Source organism: Pseudomonas atagonensis (genome assembly GCF_011369485.1).
In the GTDB taxonomy this organism is placed as follows: Bacteria; Pseudomonadota; Gammaproteobacteria; order Pseudomonadales; family Pseudomonadaceae; genus Aquipseudomonas; species Aquipseudomonas atagonensis.
This window is the reverse complement of sequence record NZ_VXCA01000014.1, coordinates 92166-111023: the sequence shown is the minus strand read 5'-3', so window position 1 is coordinate 111023 and position 18858 is coordinate 92166. Positions and strand designations below refer to the sequence as shown.

General features: G+C 60.9%; 15 protein-coding genes. 9 read left to right on the top strand and 6 right to left on the bottom strand.

The window, feature by feature from the left end:
* Positions 1-365: 365 nt before the first annotated feature.
* From F2P67_RS10925 to F2P67_RS10910, 4 genes are all read left to right on the top strand, one after another.
* Positions 366-1427, top strand: coding sequence for a CobW family GTP-binding protein (locus F2P67_RS10925; protein ID WP_166220211.1), 1062 nt, complete (start codon positions 366-368; stop codon positions 1425-1427).
* A 315-nt stretch (positions 1428-1742) separates the two neighbouring features.
* A complete protein-coding gene (locus tag F2P67_RS10920; RefSeq protein WP_166220209.1) occupies positions 1743-3110 on the top strand; it encodes a nucleobase:cation symporter-2 family protein in 1368 nt (455 codons plus the stop codon).
* A gap of 13 nt (positions 3111-3123) precedes the next feature.
* Complete coding sequence (locus tag F2P67_RS10915; protein ID WP_166220207.1) at positions 3124-4512, top strand: amidohydrolase family protein; 1389 nt, start codon at positions 3124-3126, stop codon at positions 4510-4512.
* Between the two features lie 216 nt (positions 4513-4728).
* Complete coding sequence (locus F2P67_RS10910) at positions 4729-4938, top strand: hypothetical protein (RefSeq protein WP_166220205.1); 210 nt, start codon at positions 4729-4731, stop codon at positions 4936-4938.
* Between the two features lie 8 nt (positions 4939-4946).
* On the opposite strand, the gene F2P67_RS10905 is transcribed toward F2P67_RS10910, so the two are convergent.
* From F2P67_RS10905 to F2P67_RS10895, 3 genes are all read right to left on the bottom strand, one after another.
* The gene (locus tag F2P67_RS10905) at positions 4947-5861 is read right to left on the bottom strand and encodes a DHH family phosphoesterase (RefSeq protein ID WP_178120919.1); all 915 of its coding nucleotides are present in this window, start codon (positions 5859-5861) and stop codon (positions 4947-4949) included.
* A 75-nt stretch (positions 5862-5936) separates the two neighbouring features.
* Positions 5937-7220, bottom strand: a complete 1284-nt coding sequence (locus tag F2P67_RS10900; protein ID WP_166220201.1) for a Zn-dependent hydrolase — start codon at positions 7218-7220, stop codon at positions 5937-5939.
* Positions 7221-7349: 129 nt separating this feature from the next.
* Entirely contained in the window at positions 7350-8834 is a 1485-nt protein-coding gene (locus F2P67_RS10895) for an NCS1 family nucleobase:cation symporter-1 (RefSeq protein ID WP_166220199.1), read from the bottom strand.
* A 623-nt stretch (positions 8835-9457) separates the two neighbouring features.
* On the opposite strand from F2P67_RS10895, the gene hydA reads away from it, so the two are divergent.
* From hydA to preA, 3 genes are all read left to right on the top strand, one after another.
* Positions 9458-10897 (top strand): dihydropyrimidinase, encoded by a 1440-nt coding sequence (hydA, locus tag F2P67_RS10890; RefSeq protein WP_166220197.1) that lies wholly within the window; start codon positions 9458-9460, stop codon positions 10895-10897.
* Positions 10898-11091: 194 nt separating this feature from the next.
* Positions 11092-12459 (top strand): FAD-dependent oxidoreductase, encoded by a 1368-nt coding sequence (locus F2P67_RS10885; RefSeq protein WP_166220195.1) that lies wholly within the window; start codon positions 11092-11094, stop codon positions 12457-12459.
* Complete coding sequence (preA, locus tag F2P67_RS10880; RefSeq protein ID WP_166220192.1) at positions 12460-13734, top strand: NAD-dependent dihydropyrimidine dehydrogenase subunit PreA; 1275 nt, start codon at positions 12460-12462, stop codon at positions 13732-13734.
* 204 nt (positions 13735-13938) lie between these two features.
* Here the strand turns inward: preA and F2P67_RS10875 are convergent, their stop codons facing one another.
* A complete protein-coding gene (locus tag F2P67_RS10875; protein WP_095190174.1) occupies positions 13939-14559 on the bottom strand; it encodes a TetR/AcrR family transcriptional regulator in 621 nt (206 codons plus the stop codon).
* Positions 14560-14699: 140 nt separating this feature from the next.
* Here F2P67_RS10875 and copC point away from each other — a divergent pair, with 140 nt between their 5' ends.
* Both copC and copD read left to right on the top strand, forming a co-directional pair.
* Positions 14700-15062 carry a copper homeostasis periplasmic binding protein CopC gene (gene copC, locus F2P67_RS10870; protein WP_166220190.1) on the top strand — a complete coding sequence of 121 codons (363 nt, stop codon included), beginning with the start codon at positions 14700-14702 and terminating at the stop codon, positions 15060-15062.
* 3 nt (positions 15063-15065) lie between these two features.
* Positions 15066-15923, top strand: a complete 858-nt coding sequence (gene copD / locus F2P67_RS10865; protein ID WP_166220188.1) for a copper homeostasis membrane protein CopD — start codon at positions 15066-15068, stop codon at positions 15921-15923.
* A gap of 28 nt (positions 15924-15951) precedes the next feature.
* On the opposite strand, the gene F2P67_RS10860 is transcribed toward copD, so the two are convergent.
* A complete protein-coding gene (locus F2P67_RS10860; protein WP_166220186.1) occupies positions 15952-17094 on the bottom strand; it encodes an HlyD family secretion protein in 1143 nt (380 codons plus the stop codon).
* Positions 17091-18746 (bottom strand): MFS transporter, encoded by a 1656-nt coding sequence (locus F2P67_RS10855; protein ID WP_166220184.1) that lies wholly within the window; start codon positions 18744-18746, stop codon positions 17091-17093. The genes F2P67_RS10860 and F2P67_RS10855 overlap by 4 nt, the downstream gene beginning before the upstream one ends.
* Positions 18747-18858: the final 112 nt, after the last annotated feature.

Sequence of the window (18858 nt, the reverse complement as noted above, 5' to 3'; positions counted from 1 at the left end):
TCACCTTTTAGCGGCATGAGTTGTTGTTGAGTGCACATACGGGGCCGCGTGTGGGCGAACAGCTGGCCGTGCGAGTTTCCAGCCTGAGTCGCGGCGGATACCGCGGCATCGAGTGCGGCCAGCTGGGGCGGGAGAGGATGCGGGTGGCGCTGGATGAGCAGCACGGGGTCCGGATTGTCGAGTCTGATGGGGTGCTCAAGTTGGGAAAATACCCGCATGCCTCGGTGGCGCGGCGATTTAGCGAAACGTCCCACCGCGCCGTTGGAGTGGGTCGTTTCGCTAAATCCCCTCGCCACAAGGGTTACACACCAAAAAATTCATCACCCCGAATTCAGTGTGCACCGGTCAATCAAAGGAGCCTCACCATGAACACCCCATTCAACGCGCCAACCCCGAACACCAAAATCCCGGTGACCATCCTCACCGGCTTCCTCGGTGCCGGCAAAACCACCCTGCTCAACTACATCCTCAAGGAAAACCACGGCCGCAAAATCGCTGTGATCGAAAACGAGTTCGGCGAGGTCGGCATCGACGGCGATCTGGTGCTCAGTTCCGAGACCGAAGAGATCTACGAAATGGTCAACGGCTGCGTGTGCTGCACCGCCGAAGTTCGCGAGGATCTGGTGCGCATCGTTCGCGAGCTGGTGGCGCGGCCGGTGCGCCTCGATCACATCCTCATCGAGACCAGCGGTCTGGCCGATCCTTACCCGGTGGCGCAGAGCTTTTTCATCAATGACCCGATTGCCGAAGAGGTTGAACTCGACGCCATCGTCACCATGATCGACGCCAAGCACATCGCCCAGCATCTGGAAGACCTGCAACTGGACGGCGTCGACAATCAGGCCGTCGATCAAATCGTCTGCGCCGACCGCATTGTCATCAACAAGGTCGATCTGGTCAGCCCTGAAGAGGTGGAAACTCTGCGCGGCAAGATCCGTGGCTTGAACGCCACGGCGGATCTGGTGACCTCAACACATGCGCAAATCGACCTGACGAAAATCCTTGGCATCGGCGCGTTTGAAAGCACACAGAAGCTCATGGAAATCGGTGCGGATCAGCACGATCACGATCACCACGACCATGAGCATCACGCTGAGCACTCTATTGAAGAGCAGGATCACCAACACGATCCGAGCGTGTCCTCGGTGGGCATCGCCGTGGACGGCGCGGTCAACCTGATGGCGTTTCACCGCTGGATCAGCGAACTGCGTTCCTCCCAGGCCGACAACCTGTACCGCATGAAAGGCGTGCTGGCGGTGGCCAACGAAGACCAGCGCTACGTGCTGCAAGGCGTGCACAGCCTGGTGGAGTTTCGCGCCTCGACCGCGTGGGGCACGGAGCCTCGCTCAAGCAAGATCGTGTTCATCGGCCGCGACCTGGATCGCGCGGCCCTGAACCAGGGCTTCGCCGCCTGCCTTGCAGGCTGAAAAAGGCGTCGAAGCCGGTGGATGGCGGCTTCGCAGCACGAATGACTGATGTCACAACGAACCAGCAACTGTGGAGTGAACTCTGTGGCGAGGGGATTCAGCGAAACGTCGCACCGCCCCGTTGGGGTGCGAAGCGCCCCCAAAACCGGAACTCGCGGTCTACCAGACAAACCGCATTCGCTGGATTTGCGACTGCTGCGCAGCCGAACGGGGATCAATCCCCTCGCCACAAAAGCTCACTCCTACAGGGATCTGCAGGAGGCATCAGACGAATACCCCTCTCTACCGCATAAAAACAGCCAGAGGTGTTTCCCCATGTCGTCAGCCACATCCCCATCGCAAACCGCTTCCACCGTGCATCCCGTCGACCGCATTCTGCCGGTGCGACAGATGCTCACCCTCGGCCTGCAGCACATGGCCGTCTCGTACATCGGCGCCATCGCCGTACCGTTGATTGTCGCCAGTGCCCTGAAAATGTCCCACGCCGACACCGTGGTGCTGATCAGTACCACGCTGTTCTGCTCCGGCATCGCCACCCTTCTGCAAACCGTCGGCTTCTGGAAATTCGGCGTGCGCCTGCCGATTCTGCAAGGTGTGGCGTTCAGCAGCGTCGGCCCGGTGATCGCCATTGGCAGCAACCCCGACGTAGGCTTCGCCGGCGTCTGCGGAGCGGTGATCGGCGCCGGTATTTTCACCATGTTGATGGCGCCGTTCGTGGGTCGATTGCGGCGGTTTTTCCCGCCCGTGGTGACCGGTTGCATCGTCACCGTAATCGGTTTGCAACTGTTCCCGATTGCTTATGAATGGGTCGGTGGCGGGCGCAATGCGAGCAACTTCGGCGCGCCGGCGTTTCTCGGTGTGGCGGTGGTGGTGTTGCTGACCATTCTGCTGGTCAACCGCTACGGCAGTCCGCTGCTGCGCAACATGGCGGTGCTGATCGGCATGCTGATCGGCGCGGGTCTGGCTTACGGTCTGGGCATGGGCAGTTTTCACAGCGTCGAAGACGCGCCGTGGCTGACCGTGCCCTACCCGTTCTACTTCGGTTTGCCGACCTTCAGCCTGATCCCCATCGCGACCATGGTGGTGGTGATGATCGTGCAAATGGTCGAGTCGATGGGGCTGTTCGTGGCCATCGGCGACATCGTCGAAAAACCGGTGGAAGACAAACAGGTGATCAATGGCCTGCGCGCCAACGGCCTGGCCAGCACCATCGCCGGGATGTTCGCCGCGTTTCCCTTTATCGCCTTCATGGAAAACGTCGGCCTGGTGATTTTGACCGGCGTGCGCAGTCGCTGGGTGGTCGCGGTCAGCGGTTTGCTGATGTGCTCGATTGCCTTGGTGCCGAAGGCCGGAGCGATCATCGCCTCGATGCCGACTGCCGCGCTGGGTGGCGCCGGGATCGCCATGTTCGGCGTGGTCGCGGCGGCGGGGATTCAGACCCTCGCCAAAGTCGATTACGAGCGCAATCGCTACAACGTCTTGATCGTCGGTTTCACCATCGCCGCCGCGCTGGTGCCGGTGCTCGCGCCGACCCTGTTCAAACAATTACCCGAGTGGTCGCAGCCGTTCCTGCACAGCAGCGTGGTCATCGCCTGCCTGGTGTCGGTGTTGCTCAACGCCGCGCTGAATGGCGTCAGCGTGCCCGAAACCACCGCCAGCAAATCTGCCTCGCACACCCTTTAGTTTGGAGCTGCCCATGACTCAACTTCAGAACATCCTGATCAAACATCCGCTCGCGGTGATGACCGGCCTGCGCGGTCCTCGCGCACGGGCCGGCGCCGTGGACATCCGCGTGGTCGACGGTCGCATCGCCGAAATGGCCGCGAACCTTGAGGCACAGCCCGGTGAGCGGGTGATCGACGCGCGCCATTGCGTGGTCTACCCGGGCTGGATCAACACTCACCATCACCTGTTCCAGAACCTGCTCAAAGCCGTGCCCGAAGGATTGAATCAGGATCTGCAGGGCTGGCTGGCCAGCGTGCCCTACCCGCGCCTGAACCGCTTCACCCCGCAACTGGCGCGGATTGCCGCACGGCTGGGCATGGTCGAATTGCTGTTGTCCGGCGTGACCACATGCGCCGATCACCACTACCTCTACCACGCCCACGGCAGCACCGAGACCGGCGATCTGTTGTTCGACCTGGCCGATGACTTTGGCCTGCGTTTCGTCCTGTGCCGAGGTGGCGCACTGGAGTCAGCCAGCGCGCACCCGGGCTTTTCGAAAACCGCGCTGCAACCGGAAACCCTCGATCAGATGGTCGGCGATATCGAGCGCCTGAAATCGCTGTATCACCAGGACACTCCGGACGCGATGCGCCGCGTGGTCGTCGCGCCAACCACGCCGACCTTCTCGCTGCCGCCAACCCTGCTGCGCGAACTCGCCCACACCGCGCGCGGCCTCGGTTTGCGCTTGCACACCCATTTGTCGGAAACGCAGAACTACGTGAATTTCTGCCGCGACAAATACAACTGCCTGCCCGTGGAATTCGTCGCCGAACACGAATGGCTCGGCCCCGACGTCTGGTTCGCCCACGCCGTGCACCTGCAACCCGGCGAGATCCGTATGCTCGCGCAAACCGGCACCGGTATTTCGCACTGCCCGGTGAGCAACGCCCGGCTGGGCAGCGGCGTCGCCCCGGTGCCGCAAATGTACGAGGCCGGCGTGCCGGTTTCCCTTGGCGTTGACGGCGTAGCGTCCAACGAATCCGGGAGCATGGTCGGCGAAGCCAACACCGCCTGGCTGATCCACCGCGCCGAACAAGGCGCCTCGGCGACCACCGCCGAAGACGTCATCTACTGGGGCACGGCGGGTGGCGCGCAAGTGCTCGGGCTCGGCGCGGTCGGCACACTGGAAATCGGCCAGGCAGCGGATCTGGTGATCTACAGCCTCGACCATCCTCGCTTCTACGGCTTCCACGACAGCGCGGTTGCGCCGGTGGTGGCGGGTGAACCGATCACGGTGAAATACAGCCTGGTGGGTGGGCGAATCGTCGTCGATAACGGGGTGATTCCGGGACTGGATATCGAACGGATGCGGGCGGAGGCGTGGGAAGGTGTGCAGCAATTAATGAACGTTGACGACTAACCTGAACCCACCACAAAACCCATGTGGGAGCGGGCTTGCTCGCGAATGCGGTATGTCATTCAGCAATTGTGCCGACTGAACCACCGCTTTCGCGAGCGAGCCCGCTCCTACACAAAAGCCTGCCATTCGCGCGTCTCGGGTTTGTCGTCTAACGTTACTCCCTCATCGGATTGAGCCCCTGCCAGCTTCACCGGGCTCTTGATCAAGGAGAGACTGATGACGTCGCGTCGCAACATCGAACAGACCTATCGCACCTGGTCCAGCCCCATCCTGCTGGAGCTGAAAAAGCGCGAACACCAAATGGCGCCGGTCGAGCGTCAGGCGCTGGAGAATGTCTTGGTGGAAAGGCGATTGCTGGACATTGGCGGGCCGGAGGGCGTGGAGCGGCGCCAGTCCGCTGCGAGCAAGAATGAGCGTCCGGGCTGATCACAGCATCAGGGGGTGGGGTTCAATCCCAGCTTCAGCAGTTCCTTGCGCAGCATCGAGGGTTTCAGAACCGCCAGCTCTGCCTGCCACGCAAGTGGCAACAAACGATTCAACTTCTGCTGGCTGACCATCGGCTCAGCCAGCAAACAACTCAGGCGATCACGGATGCTGATGACATTCAGCAGCCAGTCTTCGCCCTGCCCGTTCATCCAGTGACTGATCGCTGCGCGGTGCGAGCGGATCAGTGCGACGGCGTCCCAAACGGTCAGTTGCGCGAAAACCTGCGGCAGATTGCTTTGCGGCTTCATGCGTTTCAGGTCGGCGGCCAGTGCTGCGGCGAGGTCGGCTTCGATGGCGGTCTGACATTCGCGAAAGTATTGCCCGGGCCAGTCCGCCGTCAGTTTTGCCTGCGATGCGAGCCGGGCGTAGGCGTCGATATCCGCCGTCGTGGTCATCTGCCCGATGAAATTCAGCGTGTTGTCCAGGATGGCCGTGGCCAGCAGCGCGGCGCTTTGCTCGCTGATGTTGTGCAGCAAACCTGCGGTATCCCAGCGCTGAAAAACCTGTGTCGCCGCCGCGCCGATCGGGCGAATGTCAGCGGCAGATCCGAGAGTCTGCGCCCAATGGCTTTCGAAACCGGGATGATGATCGATGACTTCCACCACCCGTTCGAGCACGACCAAAGGGTCGAAGTGGTGGTAATCAGAGACGTCGACCAACACGAACTCATCGTTGGAGGTCGGGCGGTAATCGTCCAGAACAGCGCCCCAACCGAGTACGGTTTTCGACACGCTGGCGTTGGTTTTTGCGCTGCTGACGGCACGGGCGGGAATGCCCTGAAGGTTGAGCAATTCGGCGTAGGCGATGCAGCAGGCGAAGGCGTCGATGTCCAGATAGGCCGAGCCTGAGGTGATCACTTTGATGGGCGACATTGCGCGTCCCTGGCTGCCATTTCAGGGGCGGCAACGTCGCATATCTTCATGAAGCATTGATGACCGTCAGGCCGCGCGCTGCCCGGCAGCCACCATCGCCGAAGCTGCGAGCATCGCCCGCAACAACACCGCACAGCCGGCCGCCAGATCATCGGGCGCGGCGTTTTCGATTTCGTTGTGGCTGATACCGCCTTCGCAGGGCACGAAGATCATCCCGGCCGGGCCGAGCTCGGCGAGGAAGATCGCGTCGTGGCCGGCGCCGCTGACGATGTCCATGTGCGACAGGCCCAGCCCTTTCGCGGCGTCGCGCACGGCTTCCACGCAGCCCTTCTCGAAGTACAGCGGTGGAAAATCGGCAGTCGGGGTCAGTTCATAGGTCAGACCGTGCTCTTCGCATGTAGCGTCGATGACTTGCTTCACCTCGGCGATCATCGAGTCCAGCCGCGCCGGTTCCAGATGCCGGAAGTCGAGGGTCATGCGCACTTCGCCCGGGATAACGTTGCGTGAACCGGGATAGGCTTGCAGGCAACCGACCGTGCCGCAGGCGTGGGGTTGGTGGCCGAGGGCGGCGCGGTTGACGGCGCCGACGACGATCGAGGCGCCGACCAGCGCATCCTTACGCAGGTGCATGGGAGTCGGGCCGGCATGCGCTTCGACGCCGCGCAGCTTCAGGTCGAACCATTTTTGCCCGAGTGCGCCGAGAACCACGCCGATGGTTTTCTGTTCGTCTTCGAGGATCGGGCCTTGTTCGATGTGCGCTTCGAAATAGGCGCCCACCTTGTGCCCGCTGACCTTGCGCGGGCCGGCGTAGCCAATCGCGTTGAGCGCTTCGCCAACGGTGACGCCGTCGGCATCGACTTTGGCGAGGGTTTCTTCGAGGGTGAATTTCTCGGCGAATACACCGGAGCCCATCATGCACGGGGCGAATCGCGAGCCTTCTTCGTTGGTCCAGACCACCACTTCCAGTGGCGCTTCGGTTTCCACGCCGAGGTCGTTGAGGGTGCGCAACACTTCGACGCCGGCGAGGACACCGAAGCAGCCGTCGAACTTGCCGCCGGTGGGCTGGGTGTCGATGTGGCTGCCGGTCATCACCGGAGGCAGGTTGGGGTTACGGCCGGCACGACGGGCGAAGATGTTGCCGACTTCATCGACCGTGACGCTGCATCCGGCGTCCTTGCACCATTGCACGAACAGGTCGCGGGCCTGACGGTCGAGGTCGGTCAGGGCCAGGCGACAGACCCCGCCCTTGACCGTGGCGCCGAGTTTGGCCAACTCCATGAGCGAGGCCCACAAGCGGTCGCGGTTGATGTGCTGATGGGTCGATTGCAGAACGTCTACGGCTGCGTTCATGGGGATCTCCTCAGGCTGCTAGTTCCCACGCTCTGCGTGGGAATTCATCCATGGACGCTCTGCGTCCGCTGTGGGGACGCGGAGCGTCCCGGGCTGCATTCCCACGCAGAGCGTGGGAACGATCATCTGCTACACCGGTGTTTTCACGACAGAAGGTTGTGCACGCATCGCGCACAACCCGTAATAGATCAACCCGCCCAGCGCCGAGCCGGTGAACCAGCCGTAGCTGTAAAACCAGCTGAACGCATCGCTGCCCAGCGACAGCAAGGTCAGCACCACCGGCACGCCGAACGCGAGAAATCCAGCCCGATTCCACGCAGGATAGACGTCATCGCGGTATAACCCGGCCAGGTCCAGTTGCTGCTTCTTGATCAGGAAATAGTCCACCACCATGATCCCGGCAATCGGCCCGAGCAGGCTCGAATAGCCCAGCAACCAGTTGGAATAGACGCTTTCCAGGCTGACATCGGAAACGATCCAGCCCAGCTTCTTCAGCAGTTCGTGAGCCATCAGCGCCAGGCCGACGAACCCGGTCAGCAACACCGCTTTGGTGCGGTTGATCACCTTGGGCGCGATGTTCTGGAAGTCATTGGTCGGCGAGACGATGTTGGCAGCGGTGTTTGTCGACAGCGTGGCGATGATGATCAGCGCCATCGCCACGGCCACCCACACCGGGCTCTGGATATGACCGATCAACGTGACCGGGTCAGACACCGTGACGCCAACCAGTTTCACCGACGCCGCTGTCATCACCACGCCGAGTGCCGCGAACAAAAACATGGTCAGGGGCAAACCGATGATCTGCCCGAGGATCTGATCCTTCTGGCTCTTGGCGTAACGGCTGAAATCGGGAATGTTCAGCGACAACGTCGCCCAGAATCCGACCATCGCCGTCAGCCCGGCAGCGAAGTAACCGACCACACTGGCGCCTTCCGGACGTTTGGCCGGGATCGCCATGAGTTCGGTCATCGACACGTTCGGCATCGCCCACACCAGCAGGCCGATCCCGACCGCCACCAGCAGCGGCGCCGATAGCGTTTCCAGCCACTTGATCGACTCGGCGCCACGGATCACCACCCAAAGGTTCAGCGCCCAGAACACCATGAAGCCAATCACCTCGCCCGTGCCACCGAGGGATTTCCAGCCGTCGAACACCGAGCCGAGAAACAGGTGAATCGCCAACCCGCCGAACATTGTCTGGATGCCGAACCAGCCACACGCCACCAGCGCACGAATCAGACACGGCACATTGGAACCTAGAATGCCGAACGATGAGCGCAGCAACACCGGAAACGGAATGCCGTACTTGGTGCCGGGAAACGCGTTAAGCGTGAGCGGTATCAGCACGATGATGTTGGCGAACAAAATCGCCAGCAGCGCCTCACCGACCGTCAGGCCGAAATAGGCGGTCAACACACCGCCGAGGGTGTACGTCGGCACGCAAATCGACATGCCGACCCACAACGCGGTGATGTGCCATTTGTTCCAGGTTCGTTCGCGCACCTTGGTCGGTGCCATGTCGTGGTTGTAACGGGGACTGTCGAGGACGTCGCTGCCGGCGTCGAGTTCGAACAAGCCGTCGCGCTCGGTCACTTGCGATCTGTTCTGTTGCATGGCCGCTCCACTGTTCTTCTGATTATTTTTTTCTCATCAGGCGGCTGCACCCACAGGTGCGAACCGGACGATGGCCGGAGGAACTGACAACTTTCATGCACCGGCCATGGTGTCAGCGGCGGCATCAATAAACGTGCCGGGTGCCCCGCTTGCGCATCGGGCGGTGTTTCAAACGCTTTGCAACTTTCTGATATTTATCAGTTTTAATAATTCACCGAGTGAGTCCGCGAATACTTGTCTGAACGCTCAGGCTAAACGTCCGGAAAGTTGTCCGAACTATCAGGACTCAAACTGGTGCACTGCATTTATTTTCATTGTGAGCGAGCAACCGCAGCTCAACTTCAAGCGGCTGATTTCACATAGGAAATCTTGCTCATATTTCCATCCTGTCAAGTGCGTCAAAATGGTGAACGGCCTCACCATTTTGGTGATTTTTAACTTTTATCGTTATTTTTCAATACCTTAAAACAGTCATAAGCTTATAAAAAATAATCTTGATCTATTGTAAAACTGCGACTAGCTTCTATTCCTGACAGCGCTGACAGGAATACGAGCTATCACGCTGCTTATCAATAAAACATCTAGAACCGACACAAGTCGGTCATGCCTGCGAGGAACTCGGAATGTCTCTGTTGATCCGTGGCGCCACCGTTGTTACCCATGATGAAAGTTATCGCGCCGACGTCTATTGCGCCGACGGCGTGATCAAAGCCATCGGTGAAAACCTTGATGTTCCCGCCGGCGCCGAAGTACTCGACGGCAGCGGCCAGTACCTGATGCCCGGTGGCATCGACCCGCACACTCACATGCAACTGCCGTTCATGGGCACCGTTGCCAGCGAAGACTTTTACAGCGGCACCGCTGCGGGTCTGGCCGGTGGTACCACGTCGATCATCGATTTCGTTATCCCCAATCCGCAGCAGTCTTTGATGGAAGCGTTTCATCAGTGGCGCGGCTGGGCCGAGAAGTCTGCGTCGGATTATGGTTTCCACGTGGCCATCACCTGGTGGAGCGAGCAGGTGCGCGAGGAAATGGCCGAACTGGTCAGCCATCACGGCATCAACAGCTTCAAGCATTTCATGGCGTACAAGAACGCGATCATGGCCGCCGACGACACACTGGTGGCGAGCTTCGAGCGCTGTCTGGAACTCGGTGCAGTACCCACCGTGCACGCGGAAAACGGTGAGTTGGTTTATCACCTGCAACGCAAATTGATGGCCCAGGGCATCACCGGGCCGGAAGCGCATCCTTTGTCGCGACCGTCGCAGGTTGAAGGTGAAGCGGCGAGCCGGGCGATTCGTATTGCCGAAACCATCGGCACGCCGTTGTATCTGGTGCACGTCTCGACCAAGGAAGCCCTCGACGAAATCACTTACGCCCGCAGCAAGGGTCAACCGGTTTACGGCGAAGTGCTGGCCGGGCATCTGCTGCTCGACGACAGCGTCTACCAACAGCCCGACTGGCAGACCGCCGCCGGTTACGTGATGAGCCCACCGTTCCGTCCGCGCGGGCATCAAGAGGCGCTGTGGCATGGCTTGCAAAACGGCAACCTGCACACCACCGCCACCGACCACTGTTGCTTCTGCGCCGAGCAAAAAGCCGCCGGGCGCGACGACTTCAGCAAGATCCCCAACGGCACCGCCGGCATCGAAGACCGCATGGCGGTGCTTTGGGATGAAGGCGTGAACAGCGGACGGTTGTCGATGCAGGACTTCGTCGCCCTCACCTCCACCAACACCGCGAAGATTTTCAATCTGTATCCGCGCAAGGGTGCAATTCGCGTCGGCGCCGATGCCGATCTGGTGCTGTGGGATCCACAAGGCACTCGCACCATTTCCGCCAAGACCCACCATCAGCAGGTGGACTTCAACATTTTCGAAGGCAAGACCGTGACCGGTGTGCCGAGCCATACCGTCAGCCAGGGCCGTCTGGTCTGGGCCGATGGCGACCTGCGTGCCGAACGTGGCGCCGGGCGGTATATCGAACGGCCGGCGTATCCGGCGGTGTTTGATTTGCTGAGCAAGCGGGCGGAGCAACATCGCCCGACGGCCGTGAAACGCTAAAGCGAGGCCTCCGGCCTCATTGATCGTTCCCACGCTCTGCGTGGGAATGCCTCAAGGGACGCTCTGCGTCCAGTGACGCGGAGCGTCACGGGCTGCATTCCCACGCGGAGCGTGGGAACGATCAATTTCAGGCAATACAAAAACCACTGCCCATCAGAGGCAGAGCACCTCAAATAACCGTGAGGCACAAAACCGTGATCGAGACCCTGAACCATCTCCCGCACCCGCACGAAAGTGCGGCTGCCCTCGCCGGCCATTTCACCGATCTGGCGCCACCGCTCAACGACCGCCAGGCGCATCTGGAAGCTTCGCGCTGCCTGTATTGCTACGACGCGCCCTGCGTGAATGCCTGCCCGAGCGAAATCGACATTCCGTCGTTCATCCGCAATATCCATCAGGACAACGTGCCCGGTGCCGCGCAGAAAATACTTTCGGCGAACATTCTCGGCGGCAGTTGCGCCCGGGTCTGTCCGACCGAAATCCTTTGCCAGCAAGCCTGCGTGCGCAACAACGCCCACGAGTGCGCGCCGGTGCTGATCGGTCTGCTGCAACGCTACGCCGTGGACAATGCGCATTTCAGCGAGCACCCGTTCCAGCGCGCCGCTGTCACGGGTAAACGTATCGCCGTCGTCGGTGCCGGGCCAGCGGGTTTGTCCTGCGCTCACCGCAGCGCCATGCATGGACATGACGTGGTGATTTTCGAGGCGCGGGAGAAGGCTGGCGGGCTCAACGAATACGGGATCGCCAAGTACAAACTGGTCGACGACTACGCGCAGAAGGAACTGGATTTCCTGCTGCAGATCGGCGGCATCGAAATCCGCCACGGACACAAACTCGGCGAAAATCTGACCCTCAGCGAATTGCATCAGCAGTTCGACGCGGTGTTCCTCGGCCTCGGTCTCAACGCCAGCAAACAGCTGGGCCTGCCCCACGAAGACGCTCCCGGCCTGCTCGCCGCCACCGATTACATCCGCGAACTGCGCCAGGCCGATGACCTCACACAACTGCCGCTGGCCGAGCGTTGTATCGTCCTCGGCGCCGGCAACACCGCCATCGACATGGCCGTGCAAATGGCTCGCCTCGGGGCCCGCGACGTCAATCTGGTCTATCGCCGAGGCGCCGCCGATATGGGCGCGACCGGCCATGAACAGGACATCGCCAAGGCCAATCAGGTACGGCTGCTGACCTGGGCGCAACCGGAAGAAGTGCTGCTCGACGATCAGGGTCACGTGCGCGGCATGCGTTTCGCCCGCACCGATCTGGTCGACGGTCGCCTGCAAACCACCGGCGAAACCTTCGAACTGGCCGCCGACGCGATCTTCAAAGCCATCGGCCAGGCCTTCGACGGCAGTGCCCTCGCCGACCCGCTGGCCCGTGAACTCAAGCGTCAGGGCGAGCGGATTCAGGTCGATGAAAACCTGCGCACCAGCATCCCCGGCGTGTATGCAGGGGGCGACTGCACCAGCCTCGATCAAGACCTCACCGTGCAAGCGGTACAACACGGCAAACGTGCCGCCGAAGCGATCAACGCGCAACTGATGCTCAACGTGGAGGCTGCGTAAATGGCCGATCTCTCGATAGTCTTCGCCGGCATCAAAGCGCCTAACCCTTTCTGGCTGGCGTCCGCGCCACCCACCGACAAGGCCTACAACGTGGTGCGCGCCTTTGAGGCGGGCTGGGGCGGCGTGGTCTGGAAAACCCTCGGGGAGGATCCGGCGGCGGTCAATGTCTCGTCGCGCTACTCGGCGCATTACGGCAACAATCGTGAAGTGCTCGGGATCAACAACATCGAACTGATCACCGACCGCTCGCTGGAAATCAACCTGCGCGAAATCACCCAGGTGAAAAAGGACTGGCCGGATCGTGCGCTGATTGTTTCGCTGATGGTGCCCTGCGTCGAGGAGTCCTGGAAACACATCCTGCCGCTGGTCGAAGCCACGGGCGCTGACGGTATCGAACTGAACTTCGGCTGCCCCCACGGTATGCCCGAACGCGGCATGGGCGCGGCGGTCGGTCAGGTGCCGGAGTACGTCGAACAGGTCACGCGCTGGTGCAAGACCTACTGCTCGCTGCCGGTGATCGTCAAACTGACGCCGAACATCACCGATATCCGTGTCGCCGCCCGAGCTGCGCATCGTGGCGGCGCCGATGCGGTGTCGCTGATCAATACGATCAACTCGATCACCAGCGTCGACCTCGAACACATGGTCGCCCTGCCCACCGTCGGCAGCAAAAGCACCCACGGCGGCTATTGCGGCTCGGCGGTCAAACCGATCGCGCTGAACATGGTCGCCGAGATTGCCCGTGATCCGCAGACCCAGGGTTTGCCGATCTGTGGGATTGGCGGCATCGGCAGCTGGCGCGATGCGGCGGAATTCATGGCGCTGGGCAGCGGCGCGGTGCAGGTGTGCACGGCGGCGATGCTGCACGGTTTCCGGATTGTCGAGGAGATGAAGGACGGGCTGTCGCGGTGGATGGACAGTCAGGGCTACGCCAGCATCGCCGAGTTTTCCGGGCGCGCGGTGGGCAACACCACGGACTGGAAGTACCTCGATATCAACTATCAGGTTATCGCTAAGATCGATCAGCAAGCGTGCATCGGTTGCGGGCGTTGCCACATTGCTTGCGAAGACACTTCACACCAGGCGATCAGCAGCGTGAAACAGGCTGACGGAACGCATAAATATGAAGTGATCGATGAGGAGTGTGTGGGCTGCAATCTGTGCCAGATCACCTGCCCGGTGGCGGACTGCATCGAGATGGTACCGATGGAAACGGGCAAACCGTTTCTGGACTGGAATCATGATCCGAGGAATCCGTATCACGTTGCTGTCTGAATCGTGGGCTGACCATGAAAGCCCCTCACCCTAACCCTCTCCCATAGGAGAGGGGACTAATTGGGGGATGCTGCGAAACTCCGCCGACCTGAAAGTGCTGTTGTGAATCCATAATCGACCCGGTCTTTCAGGTCGATGTAACTCGCAGGACACCTCGGTCGGCTCCCTCTCCCTCTGGGAGAGGGCTGGGGTGAGGGTTTGCTTTTAGGGCTCCAGGCCGATCCCGCGCAAGATCACACTGGTCACCGTCTGCACCGCCCGTTCGAACTGCATGTCCGACAGCGGCTGATGATCATTGAGAATATTCACCTGATGATCGAAGTCGGCGTAATGCTGGGTCGAGGCCCAGATCATGTACAGCAGGCTCGACGGCTCCACCGGCAGAATCCGTTTGTCTTCGACCCATTGGCGGATCTTCGCTTCCTTCATTTTCGCCCAGTCATACAGGCTGACATCCAGCGCTTCGCCTAGCGTCGGCGCGCCGTGGATGATTTCGTTGGCCCAGACTTTCGAGCCATAGGGCCGGCTGCGCGAGTGGTTCATCTTGGCGCGAATGTAGCTGCTGAGCACCACGCGCGGATCGTCGAACATCTCGAAGCACAGCGCGTCCTGTTTCCACACTTCCAGCAGATCGAACAACACGGCGCTGTACAGTTCGCTTTTGGTGCTGAAGTAGTAATGCAGGTTGGAACGCGGCAGTTGCACTTCGGCTGCGATGTCGGCCATGGCGGTGCTGCCGAAGCCTTTTTCGGCGAAGACTTTTTCCGCCGCCAGGAGAATTTTTTCGACGTTACTGCGGCGGATTTCGATCTTGTGATTGCCCATAAGGGCTCCCTGACAACAGCGATGCCCAAGACTAGCATCCGCTCTGGTGCGCGGGCGACCGCTGAAAACAAAACTTCGTACACGCGTGGCCGGATGGCTAAACTGACGGCTTCTTCGATTCTGCCTCAGAGGTACCCGCGATGCTGTTCAAGAACATCCTGACCACCACTGCCCTGCTCGCCTCGCTCTTCACCGCCTCCTCCGTATTCGCCCACGCCCACCTGAAAAACCAGACCCCGGCCGCCGACAGCACCGTCGCCGCCCCGGCCGATCTGCGCCTGACTTTTTCCGAAGGTGTTGAAGCCAGTTTCACCAAAGTCACTTTGACTAAGGATGGCGCGCCTGTCGCGGTCAAAGCGCTGACCACCGAAAACGACAAGAAAACCCTGATCGTCACGCCGGCCGCAGCGTTGACGGCGGGTGAGTACAAAGTCGAATGGCACGCCGTGTCCGTCGACACGCATAAAAGCGAAGGCGCCTATCAGTTCAAGGTTGGCCAGTAATTCATGAGTGAAGCGCTGGTGCTGTGTCGCTTTGTACATTTCACCGTGGTGTTGATGCTGTTCGGTGCCTGGCTGTTCAGGCCGTTGCTGCTCAAGGGTGACGCGCTGGCGGTGGATCGGCACCAGGCGCGGCTGGCGCGTTGGCTGACCGCCGTCGCGCTGGTCAGCGGTGTGGTCTGGGCGCTGTTGATCACGGCGAGCATGGCCGGCTCAGCGTCGGCCGCGTTTGATCCGGACACGCTGGCGCTGGTGCTGGGCAAAACGTTTTTTGGCCAGGTGTGGCGTTGGCACTTGCTGCTAAACGCTGTGTTGGTGGCAGTGCTGTTTACGCCGTGGCGGGCAAGCATGCCACTGCGGCTGGGCTTGAGCGGATTATTGCTGGCGACGCTGGCCCCGGTCGGGCATGGCGCGATGCTCGATGGGTTGAGCGGGCAACTGCTGATTCTCAACCAGATCATTCACCTGATCTGCGTGGCGGCTTGGCTGGGCGGGTTGTTGTTGCTCGTGATGATTTTGTTTCAGCCAAGTGAACCAATACCGGCGATTTTGCGGCGCTTCAGTGGTGTCGGTTATGCGTTGGTGGCCGGGCTGTTGATCACAGGTCTGATCAACGTGCGCGTACTGACCGGTCAGTGGTGGCCGGCGCCGTTGTTCACAGGATTCGCGCTGATTCTGCTGATCAAAGCGCTGATCGTGCTGGGGATGTTGGGGCTGGCGCTGTTCAACCGCCTGCGCATCGATGATTGCGAACAGCGCATGGGCGCACTCCGGCGCAGCGTGATGCTCGAGTGGTTGCTCGGCATTGGCGCCGTCGCCGCTGTCTCGCTGCTCGGCACCCTGCCACCGATGATCGCTGGATAAACGCAGGTCAACTGTTGATCGGAGTTGATCAGTGGGGCTGGGTATCGCCCGCGGCGGTGTCGATGCTCACCACCACCGACATCCCCGGACGCAAACGCTCTTCTTCCTGCTGATCCGGATCAATGGTGATCCGCACCGGCACGCGCTGAGCGATCTTGACGAAGTTGCCGGTGGCGTTGTCGGCCTGCAACAAGGCGAACTCCGAGCCCGTCCCCGGCGAGATGTGCTGCACATGCCCGGTAAATTTCTTGTGGTTCAACGCATCGACGGTGAACCGCACCGGTTGCCCGACCCGGACGTTATCCATCTGGGTTTCCTTCATATTGGCAATCACCCATTTCTGGTTCGGCACCAACGCCATCAACTGTGCGCCAGAGTTGACGTAGGCGCCCAGACGCACGCCGATCTGCCCGAGCTGGCCGTCGCGCGGGGCGACAATGCGCGTATTCGACAGATCGATCCGCGCCAGTTGCACCGCCGCTTCCGCGCTGGCCACTGCCGCTTCCTGCGAGCCGCGATTGACGATCACGGTTTGCAGATCCTGCCGGGCGATTTCCAGATTGGCCTTGGCCTGCGCCACCGCCGCGATGCCTTGCGCATTGGCCGCCAGCGCGACGTCCATCTCGCGTTTGGACACCGAGCCGTCGCTGACCAGCTCCTTGTTCCGGCGCAGATCCGCTTCACTTTTGCGCAACTGCGCTTCGCTGTCGGCCTGCACGGCCTGGCGCAGCTTGATCGTCGCTTCGGCGCTGTTGCGTTGCTGCACAACGTTGGCCAATGCCGCTTTCTGCACCGCCAGTTGCGCCAGCGACTGATCGAGGCGTTGCTGGTAAATGCGGTCATCCAGACGCACCAGCAAATCCCCAGCCTTCACGTACTGGAAATCCTGCACCGGCACCTCGTAGACATAACCGGCGAGCTGCGGGCCAATGATCGTCACCTGCCCGCGAATCAGCGCGTTTTCAGTGGTTTCAACCGCGCTGCTGAACGGCGGCAATTGCCAGGCATACAACACGATCAACACACCGACGATGGCAATCGCGGCGAAACCCAGCGAAGAGATGATCCGCACCCGCAACGAGCGTGGCTCGGTGTTCGGCGATGACGGTGGCGCGACACCTTCAGGCGTGGCGGCAATGGCGTTGGTGGTTGTGGTGGTCGGTTCGGTCATGAAGGAGTGGCACCGCTCGAAGGTACGGAAGGCGCTGGCTCGACGGCTTTGGTGGTGCTCATCAGCCACAGCGCCCGAATGGAAATCCAGATCATGGTCAGCACCGCAATCACGGCGATCAGCATGAAGACATCGTTATAGGCCAGCACGTTCGCTTCGCGGGTGGCAGCATTGGCGAGGCTGCGAATCCCGGCCAGATTGCGCAGGCTCGGATCGGCCAGTAACGAGCCGTACGCCGTGCCGCCGCTCGCCACCCGGGCGGCGACCAAGGGATCCGACATCACCAGTTGCTCGACGATGTGACTGGAATGGAATTTCTCCCGGACAATCTGAAAGGTGCCGAGCAACGCCGCACCGATCAACCCGCCGAGGTTATTGCAGATCCCGAACAGCACCGAAAAACTCACCAGATTGCGCGGATTGGTCAAAACGTTGCGGGTGCCAAGCACCATGGTCGGGCCAAGGAAAAACGTACTGCCGAAGGCCAACAGAAACTGACTGAAATACAGGTTCTCGGGACGGGTCAGGTTGTTCGAATAACTGTCCATCACCGAACCGGTCGCCATCAACGCCAGCGAGATAATCAGCGGCATGATCAGGTGTTTCGGGCTGATGGTCAGCGCACTGGTGGCCAGACCCGCCACGCTGCCGATCAGCATCACCACGTACAGACTGTGCAACTGCTGACTGCTCATGTTGAGGTTCTGCATGAAGCCGACGGCACCGGTGGATTGCTCGGAGGTGACCATGCGGATCAGGATCACCGCCAGTGCCAGCCGCACCATCGCCCCGCTGCCGAGCCAGCGGGTCATCAGCATCGGGTTACTGCGGTTGTGCTCGATGGCCAGGCCCATGACGATCAGCGCAATCGACGACGCCAGCGCCACACCAGTCCAGTCTGCCTCCAGCCACCAGTCAATGCGCCCCAGCGACAGCACCGCACACAACAACGCCACGCCCGTGGCGAGAATGGCGAAGGTCAGGAAGTCGAGTTTTTCGAAGGTTTTGAAGCGGTCACCCGGCGGCAGTTTGAGCAGCAACACGCAGCCCAGCGACAGCAGCGCCATACCCAGTTCGAACAGATACAAGCCGCGCCATTCAGCGATCTGCAGCAAATCCTCGGAGAACAATCGTGCCAGCGGCAACGCCAGTTGGGAGGTGCCCAGGCCGAGCACCAGCGCCTTCATCCGCCACTTCGCCGGGAACGCCTGAACCATGTAATACAGGCCCAGCGAACTCAGTGCGGCACCGACCATGCCGTGTGCCGCACGCACCGCCACCGCCGAATTCAAGTCATTGACGAACAAATGGCCGAACGTCACCAGCGCATACAGCACCAGAAACACCTCAGTGAACGCGCGCAAACCGAACTGCTGGCGAAACTTCACCAGCAGCAGGTTCATCGACACGTTGGTCATCACATACGCCGCCGGCAACCAGGCCATTTCCGCCGTGGTCGCGCCGAGCGCGCCTTGCAGATAAGGCAGGTTGGCAACCACCAGCGAATTGCCCAAACCACCGGTCAAAGCCACCAGCAAACCGACCAGCGCATAGGCCAGGCGCTTGGGATTGGAATGCAGCGGCGTCGACGGGGAACCGGGCAGACTGGGCTTCTCGTGAGGTTGCCAGTTGCGCGGGGCGTATTGATCCATTGAAAGGCCTTGTGCGGGAGGTGGATGAAGTTTGCCGCAATTTCACCGGCAACACACATTCCATGGACAACACAAATCCCTTAGCAGTCTCACGCCTGACAGGGATCTGCGT